The sequence below is a fragment of the Methanocella sp. MCL-LM genome (assembly GCF_049676595.1).
GTDB lineage: Archaea > Halobacteriota > Methanocellia > Methanocellales > Methanocellaceae > Methanocella_A.
The window spans coordinates 1,317,316-1,332,070 of the sequence record NZ_CP187259.1; the positions used below are offsets into that span (position 1 = coordinate 1,317,316).

The following is a 14,755-nucleotide window of genomic DNA, read 5'->3' on the forward strand; positions in this document are numbered from 1 at the left end:
TGATGATCAAGGATTATTTGTCTGATCATAAATACACTTCTGCATCTCATCGGGCTGAGATACTATTATGCATTTAAATGTAAATAAGTTTCCCTCTAACCGTATACTTCGTGCGACAGGGGATCCAAAATTCAATGCCAGCCCTTATTTCTGGACTGGCACCAGCAGCTTCACGGCCCCGAACGGATCGCCCTCGGGCACGTTCGCTTCCATCCACTGGGTTAAGGTCTGCTTCTTCATCTTCGCCTTTTCCTGAATCTGCTTCTTGATAGACTCCACGTCGCCGTGGGTGAGCCCGAAGTAGTCGCAGAACGCCGAAGTGGTGGTAATCTTGAACGACCGTCCCTCTTTGGTCTTTTCGATCAGGCCTCTGTCCAGCAGCGCCGCCACGTGGTCGTAGACGGACTGGCCCCGGATGTTGACGAGCTCGTTCTGGAAGATGGGCTGGTAATAAGCGATGATAGATAGGGTGCGCAGCACGCCGGGGCTGAGCTCTTTGGGTGAGACGCTCATGACTTTGCCCGAGTACTCCGGCTTTAGCTGCATGACATATTTGCCGTCGAGGCGGATGATCTCCAGCGGAGAGCCTCTCGACCGGTATTCGTCGATCAGCTGGTCCATGATCTGCGCTACGTACGCGCTTGATCTGTTGATCAACGCTTTGAGCTGGGCGTCCGTAATGGGGCCGCCTGATGCGAACAGGGCTGCTTCCATCAGATTTTTCTCATCCACCAATCTTCTCACCTCGCCTGATGAAGATCTCCTCGAACAGCACTTCCTGGGTCAGCGCAACGTACTTTCTGTTGGCCAAAAACAGCAGCGGCAGGTACACGTTGATGATGCCGTGCGGAGTCTTATCCTTGATCAGCTCCCCGAGGGTGACGAACTCCCGATAGTTAAACTCGACGTCGAGAACGGCGATCATGTCACTGATGCTCTTCTCTATGTCTTCCTCGTGCGCGAGGCCCAGCACTTCCTCCAGCGTCTTTCTCCGGGGCTTTTCCACCGTGCGGGCCTGCCGGGCCATGTTGATGTCCTTAGTCGCTGCTGCCCGCTTTAATTCCTCGATCAGTTCCTGCAGGGTGACCGGCCGGGCAGCCACGTGCCGGAGCCTCGGCTCCAGCACCGGGAACTCGTCCGGGTCTATGTCGAAGCCCGGTTCCTCTTCCATGTACTCTTCGGCCGGGGGCGGAGCATTCACCAGTATGTCCGATTTCATGCGCAGGAGAATCGAGGCGTAGAGCAGTGTTCTCGCGGAGACCCTGAGGTCGATCCGCTCGCGTTCCTCGATCTTGCGGAGGAACTTATCAGTGATGTCGATGATATCGATGTTCCAGGGGTCGATTTCGTTGTTGCGGGCCATCTCCAGCAATATTTCGACTGACTCTTCCTGCTTCGGCTGCTGCTGCGCCTCCCCTGGAATCGCCTCACCCGGCGGAACTTCAATTGCCATAGAGTCTCACACCCGTGATGCTGGAAATGTTGTTTTCCTGCATGGCGATGCCGATCGTCCGGTTGGCCGACTCGATCATCGGCTTCCGCAGCGAGACTACAATGAACTGGGCGTTGCCGGACAGCGACTTGATCATCCTGGCGACCCGTTCTGCGTTGGCGCCGTCGAGGAACATGTCGACCTCGTCGAACGCGTAGAACGGTGCCGGGCGGTGCCTCTGGATGGAGAATATGAAAGCTAAGGCTGTAAGGCTCTTTTCGCCCCCGGACATGGCTTCCATACGCTGCAGCGCCTTGCCGTGGGGCTGCGCGTGGATGGTGAGGCCTCCGGCAAACGGGTCCTCGGGGTTCTCCAGGACGAGCTCGCCCACACCGTCCGACAGCTCGTGGAAAATGTTGCGGAAGTTCCCGGCGATGGCAGTGTAGGTGTTCATGAAGGTCTCTTTCTTCATGGTCTTGTAGTGCTCGATCTTGTCCAGGATGTCCTGGCGCTCCCTGGTCAGGATGTCCCGCTTCTCGGTGGTTTCCTTCAGCCGGGCCTCCACCGAGTCGTACTCAGTGATGGCGAGCATGTTGACCGGCTCCAGCTCCTGCATCTTGCGCTCGAGGAGACTGATGTTTGCCCGTACCTTTTCGATCGGGGGCACGTCCTCCGAAGGCGTGACGCCCCGCTCCTGTACCATCGCTTCCATCCGCCGGATCTTCTCGATGTTCTCGTCCCTGGCGATTTCGAGCGTGTTCAGCAGGCCGGTGACTCTCTCCAGCGACCGCTTTGCATCGTACAGGTCGTGGTCAGCCTTCGTCAGGGCTTCCGACATCTCGTCCCGCTGCTTCTTGAGGCCGACCAGCTCCGTTTCGATCTCTTTCTCCCGCTTCCCCAGCTCGGCCATCCTCTGCTGGTGCACGACGATCTGGGCCTCGTTCTCCGAGACCTTCTGCCTCAGGGCCACGATGTTGGTGTCGATATCCTGCAGGCGCTTCCGGTTTTCCTCTATCCTGGCGGTGACGAAACCCTGCTCCATCTTAGTGGAGCTGATGCCGCTCTCTATGTCCCGGATGCGGCCTTCGAGGCGGCGCATTTCCTCCTCGATGCGGGTGGCTTCTTCGGTCAGCTTCGGGATCTCCGAGCCTTTCAGCTCATCCTCCAGCTTTGCAGTCTCTGATGATAAGGATATGATGTCCGCGTCCGCTTTGGCGATCGCATCCTCGATCTGGATCATGTCGTCCCGCAGCATGCGGCGCTCGTCCCTGAGCGAGGCGATAGCGGCTTCCTTCTCCCGGATAAGGATTTCCAGTCTGCCGGCGCGCGCAGCAATCTCGTCCCTGCGGGACGACAGTTTCTGGATTTGCGATTCCAGCTCCGAACGATCCTTCTTGAGCGTATAGATGTGCCCGTCGACGGACTCCACTTTAGAGATGGCCATGTCGCGTTCAGACTCGGCGACCGTGATTTGTTCCGCGAGGGTCCTGATCCTCTCCTCTTCCGAAGCCTTGAACTTGAGCTTGGACTTCTGCCGGAAACCACCGGTCATGGCGCCGCTCTTCTCGACCAGATCGCCATCGAGAGTGACCATCCTGACGCTGCCGATCATGCGGCGGGCGGTCTCCAGGGTGTCCACGACGAGGGTGTCGCCGAACACGTACCAGAAAGCCGCGTCGTACTTCAGGTTGTAGTCGACCAGGTTGATAGCGTAGTCGATGACGCCGGGCTGGTTCTTGAAGTCCCGCATCGGCGGGCGCTGGCGCATCTTGTTCAGCGGCAAAAACGTGGCAGTGCCTTTGCGCATGTCCTTCAGGTAGTAGATGCACCGGGAGGCGTCCTCGTCGTTGTCGACCACGATGTTCTGGAGCCTGTTGCCTGCAGCGACCTCCAGCGCAGTGGAGTAGCTGTCGTCCACTTTACCCAGCTCGGCGATGGTGCCGTAGATGCCGGGCAGCTCCCTGGTGTTGCGGGCCTGTAAAATGGTCTCCACAGCCTGGCTGTAGTCCGACTCCTCGTACGCCTTGATACGGCCTTCCGCCCGGGCGTACTCTTCCTGGAGCTTCCTCAGCTTCGACTCGACCGCCAGTTGATCCTGCTTCGCCCGGGCCCTGGCGCTCTCCATGTCCGCGATGTCAGAGACCAGCGCCTGCGACCTGCGTTGCAGCTCTTTGATGTCCCGCTCGATGTGGCCGCCTTCGACCCGGACGCTCTCGATCTCGCTCCTGCCGGAAGTGATGGCCGATTCCGCGTCCATCTCCTCGTCCTGCTTGCGCCTGGCGGCGTCCAGAATGCGGTCCTTCTCCCTGATCTTTTCGTTGCGCAGGTTCCTGGCAGTTTCGAGGGCGTTCTTCATCTCCGAGAGTTTGGTACGTACACCCTCGAATTTGGAGTCGATGACCATAATTTTGCCGTGCACATCCTCGAGAGCAGACTTTTGTCTGTTAAGCTCGTTTCCGAGGCTGGCCTTCCGCTGCTCTTCCTCGGCGACTTTGGCGCCGAGAGCCTCGATCTGGGTGTTCGAGGCCTCTATTTCGAGGAACAGCTTTTGTTTTTCGCGCTCACGGTTACCTGTTTCCGATTTAGAGAAGTCGATGATGTTGGTGCAAGCCTTTATGCCCGCCCTGTCCTCTTCGATCTCTCGCCGGATCCTGATCTGCTCGCCCTCGCCCTTGGTGGTGATGACTTCGCTAAGGGCCCTGATTTCGGCTTTCAGCCGGTCGACCGCGGCCACCTTTGCCTCCACTTCGGCGATGATGGCTTCACGCTTAGCGGTCTTGTCTCTCAAGTCTTCCAGCAGCGAGTCCAGCGACCGGCGGGCTTCCTTCAGTTCAGATAAAAGCAGGTAGCCCTCGTTCTTGATTTTCTCGTCCCTGTACGACTGGTAAAGCAGCGCCTGATCCCTCTCCCGCTTCAGCTGGGAAAGCCGGGCCTCGACTTCGGCGATGATGATGTTGACTCTTTCAATCCGCTCTCTGACGACTTCTAACTCCGACAACGCCTTGTCAGTCTTGTCGTCGAACTCCGCGGTGCCGGCGATCTCGTCGATGATCTTGCGGCGCTCCGTGTCGCTCATGCTGATGATCCTGGTGACGTCGCCCTGGAGGACTACGTTGTAGCCGTCCTGCGAAATCCTGGCCTTCGCCAGCTGCTCGTGGATGTCGTTTAACGAGCAGGGCTTTTCGTTGAAATAGTAATAGCTATAATAGCCGCTGTCGCTGGACTTGATCCTCCTCGTGACGGTGATCTCGTCCATGTCGATCGGCATCTCCCGGTCGGCATTGTCGAAGCGGATGGTCACTTCGGCGGTGCCGGGGCCCTTGCCGTCCACGCTGTATATAAGATCGGTGAGCTTCTCTGCCCTCATGGTACGGGAGTTCGAGAGGCCGAGGCAAAAGAGAATGCTGTCTATGATGTTGCTCTTGCCCGAGCCGTTGGGGCCGGATATGGTGGTAAAGTCGTCGTAGAACGGCACTTTCACCTTTCTGGCGAACGACTTAAAGTTGCTCAGCTCGATCTCCTTGATATGCATGAGAATCCACCGGGACTATTCAGGTGTTCTTCGAGACCTTGAAAAAGCTCAGCGCGTCTCCGGAACTGCCCTTGCTGTCTTTTTCGATCTCTTTCATGAGGCCGATAGGGTCAGTCTGCGCTGCGACGTACTTGTCGTACAGCTCCAGGGCCTGCGGGTCCTTCTGGCCGTCCAGCGCCAGGTCCGGGTCCGACAGTTCCACGACTCCCTCATCGTCTTCCGAGGTCTTCTCCAGCAGTTCCGCCAGGAGCGTCTCGAAGTTGCTCATCCTCTTCAAGGTTTCGGAAAGCGCTATCTGCGTCTCCGTCAGCTCGGTCTCTAAATGAGCTACTCTCGCCTCGATGGCCTTGACGTTGTTCGGGTCTTCCGACTCCATCTTGAAAATGCGCTCCCTCAGCGAGCGGATCTCCTCATCCTTATCCTTAAGGCGCCGCTCGAGCCGCGCCAGCACAATATCCTTAAGCTCCCCTTCCATTAGTGACACAATTCGTGGGAAGAGCATAAATATTTAATGGTTGCTCCAGTCAGCAAATAAAAGACGTCCGGGCATGGCCTGAGGCCATTACCCGGAGCATTACCCCATACTTCTCTGTCTACTCAGTTCTTCGGCCATCAGGCCACAAAGCTCTTGGTCCACTCCGGGGGCTCGGGTTCTCTACCCTCCGCCAGCATGGCCTGCCACGCCTCGTCAGTCAGCCGATCGCTCATCGGGTGCTTAAACTCATAGTAGCTGAATGCTGCGCCGGTCACGAGCGTCAAAGTGCCCTCGATCGGCACGATCACCAGCAGCTCGTAGGGCTTACCTACGCCCTCTTCCAACACCTGGCCTGTGTTCGGGTCGGTGTGGACATCTGCTACCACGGCCATCTTCTTGTCCGCCTCGCTCTCGATCGCCTCAGAGGTTTCGGCCGAGAAGGTGGTGATGCTTTCGAGACTGCCGCCGATGTTCTTGATCAGCGAGTACTCGTCGGTCGACAGAGCTGTTCCTGCCAGCTCTTTCTCTGATATGGCCTTCAGCGAGGTGAGGAGGTTGTAGAGGTTGTCCAGCTTCTGGGAGAACTCGTCCGCCAGCAGCCCTCTGGACGTCAGCCCGTCTATCGTCATCTTCGTCAGCGAGGCGAGCCGGCCGTATAGCTCGGCGTTCGGCTCCACGTAGCCTTTGGCCTCTTCCTTCGGGGGCATGACTGCCGAGGTCAGGACGGCGTAGCTCTGCTTCGCATACAGAATCGTATCGTGCCGCAGCTCAGTCCAGCTGCCTAACGCAGTATTCAGGTCTTTGTCCACCCATGCCTGGTTAGTCATGAACGACGGGTAGCCTTCGCCTTTCTCGTTCAGCAGGGACAGCAGGCTGTACAGCCAGCACCAGTATAAGTTCTGGGTCCAGTCTGCAGCGTCGAGGGTGGCGAACTCCGCTTTCAGGGCTTCGAACTGTTCCTTGTAGTTCAGGTACTCTGTCTGCTTGTAGACCTTATCGAGGATCTCGTAAGCTCTGGCCGAGCCGAGCACACCCATGACGTCAAGGCCCATCGGGAACGTCCTCGGGTTATCCCGGGTGCCCACTTTGTCGTAGACCAGGCCCTGGAAAATATACGAGTCCGGGATGAACCGCTGGCCCATGAGCCGGAAGCCTTTCAACACCTTCTTGTCTTCGGTGTCCACGATCAGGCCCGAGATGATCTTCGGCGCCTTCAGCTCAGCCGCTTTTTCTATGAACGTAAGCACTTTGCTGTCGTCTTTCAGGTCCGCCAGCGAGACCTGGCTGCCGTATACCTCCCGGATCAGCGGCATGTAATCGTAGATCGACAGGTCGTCCGTTTCTCCCACGAAGAACACGGTCGGGTCGTAGATCGACTTCCACAGGTCCAGGGCTCTGTCTTTCAGCGCCAGCGTGACCATGATCGCCCGCCTGGTGCTGTCCATGTCGGGCTCAGCTCCGGCCAGCCCTTCCTTATACAGGTTGAAGGACATGCGCCCGTACCACATCAGGGCTTTGAAATATTTCTTCAGGGTGTCGTTCCGGGTATAGTGGCCCCGGGGCACGTACTGGCTGTAATCCTCCTTCCTGCCGAAGATGGGTGAATCGGCAAAGCCCTCGTGGGCGTCGATCAGCTTTAGTTCTGCTTCTGCGAGGCTTCTGGCTTCGGAGGGCACGCCGTCCCATGAGCCGGTAAGGAGGTTCTGCGCTACGGCGAAGAAAGCGACGTTTTTCAGGCACAGGTCTTTAAGCTCCGGGATGCCGGAGTTCAGCTGCGCCATGGATTCGGCGAGCAGCAGGCTGGTCATCTCGATGGCCGCGGGGCTAAATTTGTTGACTTCGAGAATGCGCAGCAGATAGTCGAAGAGAATGTGGTACGTGTGCAGCACAGAGTCGGAGGTTACGATCACAGGGGTGCCGGCGTCTTTGCAGTGCTTATAGATCTCGTACACCTGCTCGTAGCGCGACGGCCGGGCGATAAACAGGTTCTGAGTCAGCAGAGCTTTTGCACCGTTGTCGAAGCTGATGTTCTCTGCGCCCGCCACTGCCGAGAGGTTGGATACGGAGTAGCCTGCGAGAGACGGCCTGACGCTGACCGGCATCGGGGCGAACTCCGCGAACTTCGTCTCTACGCTGCCCGTGATCGTATATGTCGGACTTGTGCCGGACGCAACGCCCGGCGTCTTCGTGTCTGCGCTGATGCAGCCCAGCACGCTCGAGCCGAAGAAGAGGGCCGATGCTGCGCCCGCCGCCTTTAGAAACTTACGCCTGTTCATGCCGCCGTCGATCATGTCTATCGAATATTATTCGGCACAGGCGATGATATAGGTTACTTAAGCTACGGCTGAAGTTGAAGCTATGGATGGCCCGGCGCCCTTGATCTTGCCCGCCAGCTGCCGGCCTAGCTCTGCAACTCTTCTCATTTCCTCGTCCCCGGGCGTGCCGTGTATGTCCACCGCTCCCACGATTTCGATCCTCGTCGGGTGAAGCATTTCCTGCGCCTGCTTTAGCGCCCCGCCTCCCCACCCGTAGGAGCCCAGAAAGGCCGCGTACTTTGCCGGTGGTTTTAGGATGCCCACCAGGCTGGTGGCAAAAATGGCCAGCGGATGCATGCCCCCGATCAGCGTCGGAGAGCCGAGCACGATCGCCCGGGAATCCACGAGTTCCCGGGCAATATCTCCGACATCGGCTATTGCCAGGTTAAAGACCCGGACCTCGATGCCTTCCGAGGACAGCGTTTCCTCCATGGCTTTGACCATGCTTTCCGTCGCTCCCCACATGCTGGCGTAGGCGATCACTGCTTTTTCCCTCGTCTCCCCTGCCGTCCACCTGCGGTATTCGTTCAGTATGCGCTCGGGGTTCCGGTAGATCGGCCCGTGGCTGGGGGCGATGATCGAGATGTCCATACCCTTGATCTTTTCCATGGCCTTCGCACCCATGCGCCGGAAAGGCATCATGATCTCCCCGAAGTACCTCTGCGCGAGCGGCATGAGGTCCTTGACCTCGTCGTCGTAGAGCCCGACTGCCGTATGGGCGCCAAAGAAGTCGCAGGGGAAGAGTATCCGGTCCTCGTTCAGGTACGTGAACATCGTCTCCGGCCAGTGCAGCCAGGGAGCCTCGATAAAGCGCATAGTCTTACCTCCGAGGTCCAGGCTGTCGCCGTCTCCTACAATCTTCATCCTGCCCTCGGGCACTTTCGAGTATGTGGCCGCCATCTCGGCGCCCTTCTTAGTCGTTACAAGTACTGCCTTTTCGCTGGCGTTCATGATGACCGGTATGGCGCTGGCGTGATCAGGCTCAGCGTGGTTCATGATCAGGTAATCGATCTTAGTCACGTCGCCTACGCAGTTGATCTTGTCGCACAGCTCCGCGTGGAATCCCGGGTTGACAGTATCTACCAGTGCAGTCTTCTCCTTTCCTACAACCAGGTATGCATTGTAGCTCGTCCCTTGAGGCAGTGGTATGAGCGCGTCAAACAGCCTTCTGTTCCAGTCTCTGGCCCCTACCCAGTAGACGTCCTTCTCGATCATGGCAACATAGTATGGCTTCATCAAGGCTCCTCGATATCAAGATTATATCCGCACATTTATATAATTAGGCTGGAAGTATCTCGAAACGCCTGCCTTACAAAAGCCTGAATATGGGTGGAAAAACGTATTGCCCGGCCACTGGCAGCCTCGGTTTTAAATCGCAAAGGCGCAAAGCAGGTTGTCTCATAATTCGTTTTCACTATACAATAAGGAACTAATTATCCTTATTAGAGAAACAGTACGATCTTATACTGTATGTTCGCCCGCCAGGACGCCTGCCAAGGCAGGCGTCCGATGCGGGCGATGCGATGACGATCGCTGCGCTGTGCCTGGACACAGATTGGACAGATTGCACAGATGATCGTCGAATCAGACCGGTAAAGGCGGTCATTACCTGTTTTATCTATTGTATTCATCTGTGCAATCTGTCTAATCTGTTAAATCTGTGTTCTGGCACAGCGCAGCGATAGTGTACGAATCGCCTTTGAGAACGCCTGCCATGGCAGGCGTTCAAAAGGCGAACATCCCGGCAGGGATTATATTGTACTTTTGGGTGCCGTATTATCTTAATAGGTTATCGCAATGAATTATGAGACAGTCTGAAAGGCGCAAAGAGTCAGATCAATGAGCGCCGGCCTGCTCAGGTATAAGTCATGAAAAGTTTTTCATAGGACGCAAAGTTTATTTTCAGGCCTTTGCGTCTTAGCGCCTTTGCGCCTTTGCGAACTAAGAACAAGGCAGCCTGACGCCGACCGAAAATTTCAGCAGTATCCAAAGGTTTTTAACTTATTTTACTTATTTACGGTATAATGCGCACGATAGACTGGGATCAGAAGAAAAGCTGCATTACGATCATTGATCAGACGCTGCTGCCGGAGAAGCTAATGCTTCTCGAGATCCGGGACCTTGAGAGCCTGATCGAGGCAATAACTACTCTGAGAGTACGTGGAGCCCCGGCGCTCGGCGCCGCAGGCGGCTACGGCGTAGCTTTGATTGCCCGCAGCATCAAGACGAAAGACGTGCCGGGCTTCGTGAAGCAGCTCCGGTCAGAGGCCATCAAGCTCAAAAATGCCCGGCCTACCGCAGTCAACCTGTCCTGGGGCGTCGAACGCGTCCTGAACCGGGCACTGGATGCTGATAACGTTCAGGACATCCGCAATATCGCCCTCGAAGAGGCGAAGATGCTGGCGGAGGACGACGTGCAGCGCTGCCGGGAGATCGGCATGCATGGAGCTCAGCTTCTCAAGGACGGGGACACGGTACTGACTCACTGCAACGCCGGCCGGCTAGCCTGCGTGGACTGGGGTACTGCGCTCGGGGTGATTCGTTCCGCGGTCGAGGCCGGCAAGAACATCCGGGTCATCTCGTGCGAGACCCGGCCCCTGAACCAGGGCAGCAGGCTCACGGCCTGGGAGCTGGCTGAGGATAAGATTCCGGTGACGCTGATCGCCGACGACATGTCCGGCTACGTGATGAGGAACAGGATGGTCGACGCAGTCATCGTCGGAGCAGACCGCATAGTCGAGGACGCGGTCTTTAACAAGATCGGCACGTACACCCACTCGGTGCTGGCGAAAGCTCACGGCATACCCTTCTATGTGGCGGCACCTCTGTCTACTTTCGACTTCCGAAGAAAGGAGAAAGACGTGGTGATCGAAATGCGGGGCCCCGAGGAGCTGCGCAGGTGCGGTAACAGGATGCTGGCCCCGGCCGGCGTACCTGTCCTCAACCCTGCGTTCGACGCCACCCCGATGGAAAACGTGACTGCGCTGATCACCGAGGAAGGGGTGTTCAGGCCTCCTGTGGACTTCAAAGCTTTAGAAAAGTTGAAGATGTGAATGACCTCTTCAAGGCTCTAGAAAAGTTGAAGATGTTTATGACCTATAGAACTGGGGAATAAAATGGGCTATCGCTATAATACACCTGAGATGAAAAAGGCCGCCGAGGCCGTCATCGACATCATCGAGAAAGAGGTAGAACTGAAGGAGTACTACCTGTCAGGCCTGCAGCACGTCTACAGGGTAGACGGCCAGTACCTGCTGATCCTGAGGTACAGCAAAAACAAGGATGGCCACTTCTACTTCTCCGTCCCGCCCGAGTTCCTCAACAACCTCAGCATCAAGCACCTCGTGCTCATCTGCGAAGATTCGGCGCACGTCATCGTGCTGCCCTCTTCCCAGCTCAACGATCTTTTAGAGGACGTAGAGCCCGGCACCAAAGGCTGGACGCTCGACGTCTACGACAAGGAAGGCTGGGAGATGAAGATCGTCAAGACGGAGAAGGTCCTCTACATCGACAACTACGTCAACGACTACGATCTCATCTTCTCCCGCAGCACTGCGCTGCTGGGTAAGTCTGCCCTTCTGCTCATCTGCAAGGACAAGCCCGGCGTGCTCCGGGACGTCGCCGGCATGATCGCCAAGCACGGCGGCAACATCACCTACACCCAGCAGTTCATCTTCGCCAAGGGCCAGAACGAGGGAAAATCGTCCCTGTACATCGAGGTCGAGAACGTCAAGGACATCGATGACCTGGTAGTGGCCCTGGAAAAGATGGGCGTGGTCGAAAGCGTGACTCTCCACCCGCCCATGGAGCGCATTTTCGGTTCCCGTGTCATCATCATAGGCGGCGGTGCCCAGGTGGCGCAGGTCGCAGTGGGCGCTATCAGCGAGGCTGACCGCCACAATCTCAGGGGCGAGCGCATATCCGTCGACACCATCCCGCTGGTGGGCGAGGACAATCTGGCCGACGCAGTCGAGGCAGTCAAGCGGCTGCACAGGGCCCAGATACTCGTGCTGGCAGGGTCGATCATGGGCGGCCGGATCTCCGAGGAGGTCCAGAAGCTGCACGACGAGGGCATGCCGGTCATCTCGCTCAACATGGCGGGCAGCGTGCCGGACGTCGCCGATCTGGTGGTGACAGATCCCATTCAGGCGGGCACCTTTGCCGTCATGCACGTAGCGAAGACGGCTGTGTTCGACATCGACCGCGTCAGGGGTAAAAAGTTTTAAAGCTCCTAAAACTTCTTTTTTTCCGCTGAAAAGGGGACATTCTCTCAGAATTACTTAAATATCCTGCCATCATCCTATCTTCTCAAACCATGTCTCTCTCTGGCATGGTTCACAGGCAGCAAGTATCTTTACTCTTCGCCGGCATAACTCTTATAGCGTATCTTTCAGTAGTCATAGCCTTCACGGTCCTCGCGCTCGCTTGACCTGCCAGAGGTACTCCGGTCAAATTTCTCTGCAGAAGCCGATAAGCTTCTCGAGTGGGCTGATATCCATATTTTCCACAGGCCGCAGCTCCAGTACGCTGATGCCGGCTATGTTCAGCTCTTTTTTAAGGCACAGTAAACCGGCCATCAGCTCGGGCGCGTCTAATCCATTCTCACACGGGCACTGGACCCAGGGGTGCTTCTCCGGATACAGGACGTCCAGATCGATGTGCACGTACACATTCCGGTAGCCCTTTTCTCGCACCATCCGGGCGATTTTCCCGGCGTCGTTCCTAATGTCGTCCACTGTGGCGCAGTCGATGCTTTTCTCCTCGATGAACGCCTGCTCGGGCGGGTCAAGATCCCTGGTCCCGGCCATGATCACCTGCTCCGGCCTCAGCAGTGAAAAACAACTGTCTTTCAGGGCCACGTCCCCGTCGCCCAGCAGGCATCTCAACGGCATGCCGTGGAAATTGTTAGAAACTGTCGTAGCGGGCGAGTTCAGATCGCCGTGGGCGTCGAACCATACGACTGCCAGATCACTCTCGTACCGCTTGTTCAAATACGAGACCGGCGCCAGCTCGGTGCCGCAATCGCCTCCGACCAGAAAAACTTTATCCGGATGGTTCGCCCGCAGTATTCCGCACGCGCTTTCAAGCTGGCCAAGGATCTGCCTGTAACCTCTGATTCCATGTTCCTGGGGGGCATTATCCAGTCCGACTGGAACTTCCTCGAACCCGGCACCGTCCAGCAGGTTGTCCCGGATATACCTGGCCCCGTAGTAAGTGTCTTTCCTGTTTCCCGAGCCCTGCCACTGGGGGAATACCAAAGTTAGCAGTTCCGGCATCGTTATCAGCCGCTGTACTTCTTGATGATATCCTTCATCGTATCCACGACGAAGCCCAGCTTTTCCCGGCCTACTCCCAGCGTGCTGAGCTTAAAGTTCTTGGTCAGCCCGGGCTTGATCCCGTGGATGCTCTTCTCCTTCAGCTCCCTGTACAGGAAGTACCTGTCGGTTTTCTGGGAGATGTCGTAGAAGACGCTGCCCTCGAAGAACATCAGGTCGTGGTTATGGGGCTTATCGCCGAGCTGCTTCATGCCCAGGGCCTCCATCTGCCCGGAGAACCACCGGGCGTCGCTCACTTCTTTCTCCCAGTTCTCCGGCTTCGTCCGCTCCACAACAGAGGGGAACGAGGCGATCATGGTCATGATTGTGGCGCCTCTTGCCGTACAGCCCAGGAACTCGATCTCCTTGTTCTTGTGAGTCGGGGATTTCTGCAGTACTTTTGAAGCGTATTGCTCATTGACTCCCAGGACGCCTACGGGGCCGGAGGCTGCCATGGACTTGTGGCCGCTTCCCGCTACGAAATCTGCTCCGAGGTCCTTGCCGTTAAAGGGCATTCTGCCGACGGCGTAGGCTCCGTTGATAATGATAGGTACCCCGAAATCGTGGGCTACTTTTGTGATCCCTTTCGCATCCGCCAGGTTGCCGTAGCTCCCGTCGGGGTAGGTGAGGAGAGCGAGTGCCGGGGGTTTGCCGGACTGCTGTTTCACCTCTTCGATGGCTGCAGTGTAAGCTTCCGGAGTAATCTTATAGTCCGGGGCCGGGGTTTTGGGCACCAGCTTGACGTTGATCCGGGCTCGCTGCGCGGCGACGATCGACGAGTAGTGAGCGTTGCCATCCATGACAATCCAGTCGCCAGGGCTCGTCATCGCGTGCATGATGGCGAATTTGCTCTCCCTTGCGCCATTCGTGACTCTGGAGTGGTCCATGCCTATGAAAGCGGGCAGAGCCTTGTGGACAAAATCGAATATAGGCGGGGTTTTGATCTGGTCTAACATGCCGCCGCAATAGTCGCAGACTGAGTATCCGTCACCCCACTCGAGCAGAGCTTCGCGGGCTTCCGGGGTCAGCAAGCCTCCCGTCTGCAGGGGGTCGAGGTTGATTGCCCGGGGGGTATCTCTCTTGATGAGGCCGAACTTCTGGAGGGAAAGATCCTGTGACATCGCAGTCGTTGTTTCCATGTGCTGATATTTAAGCATGACTGGCTTAAACTTGAGCCGGTCCGCTTAAACTTAAGCATGACTGGCTTAAACTTGAGCCGGTCCGCTTAAACTTAAGTCTGTCTGGCTTAAACAGGTGTACAGGAGTAATCTCTGGTCGCGGGCTGCCGATAATATGGGGCAGGTTAATCACTTCGGAGCGTGATGCAATTTTCGGTGATCATGGTGGAGAAAAAGAAGGAAATGACGGTGCGCGAAGCAGGTCATAAGGGCGGAGAGAAGACTGCGGAAACCCACGGCCACGAGTTCTACGAGGAGATCGGCCACAAGGGCGGGGAAGCCGGAGGCCACAAGGGCGGCCAGAGGGTCAAAGAGCTCATCGAGAAGGGCAAGGAATCCGAGGAAAAATAATTCCCGGCCCCTACCCGTTTTATTTACCGTCAGGCTGCGCCTGCGGAAAAGTTCAGGGCTCCCGGAGCAGAGTGTTTTTCACGATCAGTTACCCCTGCCGCCATTTCTACCGCTTAATTATTCTATCTCAGAAATCCCTTCCACGATCATAATTAGG

The 14,755-nt window shown here is 56.9% G+C and carries 11 protein-coding genes; 3 read left to right on the plus strand and 8 right to left on the minus strand.

Annotated features, from left to right (window positions below):
- Window positions 1-144: 144 nt before the first annotated feature.
- The 6 genes from scpB to ACPLPM_RS06595 form a co-directional block, all read right to left on the minus strand.
- The gene (scpB, locus tag ACPLPM_RS06570) at window positions 145-732 is read right to left on the minus strand and encodes an SMC-Scp complex subunit ScpB (protein WP_424359442.1); all 588 of its coding nucleotides are present in this window, start codon (window positions 730-732) and stop codon (window positions 145-147) included.
- Complete coding sequence (locus ACPLPM_RS06575; RefSeq protein ID WP_424359443.1) at window positions 725-1,453, minus strand: segregation/condensation protein A; 729 nt, start codon at window positions 1,451-1,453, stop codon at window positions 725-727. The genes scpB and ACPLPM_RS06575 overlap by 8 nt, the downstream gene beginning before the upstream one ends.
- Complete coding sequence (smc, locus tag ACPLPM_RS06580; protein WP_424359444.1) at window positions 1,443-4,964, minus strand: chromosome segregation protein SMC; 3,522 nt, start codon at window positions 4,962-4,964, stop codon at window positions 1,443-1,445. The genes ACPLPM_RS06575 and smc overlap by 11 nt, the downstream gene beginning before the upstream one ends.
- 19 nt (window positions 4,965-4,983) lie before the next feature.
- Window positions 4,984-5,439: a hypothetical protein gene (locus ACPLPM_RS06585; RefSeq protein ID WP_424359445.1), complete on the minus strand. Its 456-nt coding sequence runs from the start codon at window positions 5,437-5,439 to the stop codon at window positions 4,984-4,986.
- Window positions 5,440-5,576: 137 nt separating this feature from the next.
- Window positions 5,577-7,730: a DUF3160 domain-containing protein gene (locus ACPLPM_RS06590; protein ID WP_424359446.1), complete on the minus strand. Its 2,154-nt coding sequence runs from the start codon at window positions 7,728-7,730 to the stop codon at window positions 5,577-5,579.
- A 42-nt stretch (window positions 7,731-7,772) separates the two neighbouring features.
- On the minus strand, window positions 7,773-8,990 hold the full coding sequence (locus ACPLPM_RS06595) for an FprA family A-type flavoprotein (protein WP_424359447.1): 1,218 nt from the start codon (window positions 8,988-8,990) through the stop codon (window positions 7,773-7,775).
- A 788-nt stretch (window positions 8,991-9,778) separates the two neighbouring features.
- On the opposite strand from ACPLPM_RS06595, the gene ACPLPM_RS06600 reads away from it, so the two are divergent.
- The gene (locus ACPLPM_RS06600; RefSeq protein ID WP_424359448.1) at window positions 9,779-10,807 is read left to right on the plus strand and encodes an S-methyl-5-thioribose-1-phosphate isomerase; all 1,029 of its coding nucleotides are present in this window, start codon (window positions 9,779-9,781) and stop codon (window positions 10,805-10,807) included.
- A gap of 63 nt (window positions 10,808-10,870) precedes the next feature.
- Window positions 10,871-11,980 carry a DUF5612 domain-containing protein gene (locus ACPLPM_RS06605; RefSeq protein WP_424359449.1) on the plus strand — a complete coding sequence of 370 codons (1,110 nt, stop codon included), beginning with the start codon at window positions 10,871-10,873 and terminating at the stop codon, window positions 11,978-11,980.
- Window positions 11,981-12,202: 222 nt separating this feature from the next.
- Here ACPLPM_RS06605 and ACPLPM_RS06610 read toward each other — a convergent pair whose 3' ends face one another.
- Together ACPLPM_RS06610 and pscS are read right to left on the minus strand one after the other, a co-directional pair.
- Window positions 12,203-13,030 carry an arginase family protein gene (locus ACPLPM_RS06610; RefSeq protein WP_424359450.1) on the minus strand — a complete coding sequence of 276 codons (828 nt, stop codon included), beginning with the start codon at window positions 13,028-13,030 and terminating at the stop codon, window positions 12,203-12,205.
- A gap of 5 nt (window positions 13,031-13,035) precedes the next feature.
- On the minus strand, window positions 13,036-14,190 hold the full coding sequence (pscS, locus tag ACPLPM_RS06615; RefSeq protein ID WP_424359451.1) for an O-phospho-L-seryl-tRNA:Cys-tRNA synthase: 1,155 nt from the start codon (window positions 14,188-14,190) through the stop codon (window positions 13,036-13,038).
- 219 nt (window positions 14,191-14,409) lie between these two features.
- Between pscS and ACPLPM_RS06620 the strand changes: the two genes are divergently transcribed.
- The gene (locus ACPLPM_RS06620; RefSeq protein ID WP_424359452.1) at window positions 14,410-14,598 is read left to right on the plus strand and encodes a KGG domain-containing protein; all 189 of its coding nucleotides are present in this window, start codon (window positions 14,410-14,412) and stop codon (window positions 14,596-14,598) included.
- Window positions 14,599-14,755: the final 157 nt, after the last annotated feature.

What these genes read in the sequence shown, in the direction of transcription:
- ACPLPM_RS06605 (WP_424359449.1), top strand. Translation starts at nt 10,871, where the DNA reads ATGGGCTATCGCTATAATACACCTGAGATGAAAAAGGCCGCCGAGGCC.
- ACPLPM_RS06575 (WP_424359443.1), bottom strand. Translation starts at nt 1,453, where the DNA reads ATGGCAATTGAAGTTCCGCCGGGTGAGGCGATTCCAGGGGAGGCGCAG.
- pscS (WP_424359451.1), bottom strand. Translation starts at nt 14,190, where the DNA reads ATGTCACAGGATCTTTCCCTCCAGAAGTTCGGCCTCATCAAGAGAGAT.
- ACPLPM_RS06620 (WP_424359452.1), top strand. Translation starts at nt 14,410, where the DNA reads ATGGTGGAGAAAAAGAAGGAAATGACGGTGCGCGAAGCAGGTCATAAG.
- ACPLPM_RS06610 (WP_424359450.1), bottom strand. Translation starts at nt 13,030, where the DNA reads ATGCCGGAACTGCTAACTTTGGTATTCCCCCAGTGGCAGGGCTCGGGA.
- ACPLPM_RS06600 (WP_424359448.1), top strand. Translation starts at nt 9,779, where the DNA reads ATGCGCACGATAGACTGGGATCAGAAGAAAAGCTGCATTACGATCATT.
- ACPLPM_RS06590 (WP_424359446.1), bottom strand. Translation starts at nt 7,730, where the DNA reads ATGATCGACGGCGGCATGAACAGGCGTAAGTTTCTAAAGGCGGCGGGC.
- smc (WP_424359444.1), bottom strand. Translation starts at nt 4,964, where the DNA reads ATGCATATCAAGGAGATCGAGCTGAGCAACTTTAAGTCGTTCGCCAGA.
- ACPLPM_RS06585 (WP_424359445.1), bottom strand. Translation starts at nt 5,439, where the DNA reads ATGGAAGGGGAGCTTAAGGATATTGTGCTGGCGCGGCTCGAGCGGCGC.
- ACPLPM_RS06595 (WP_424359447.1), bottom strand. Translation starts at nt 8,990, where the DNA reads ATGAAGCCATACTATGTTGCCATGATCGAGAAGGACGTCTACTGGGTA.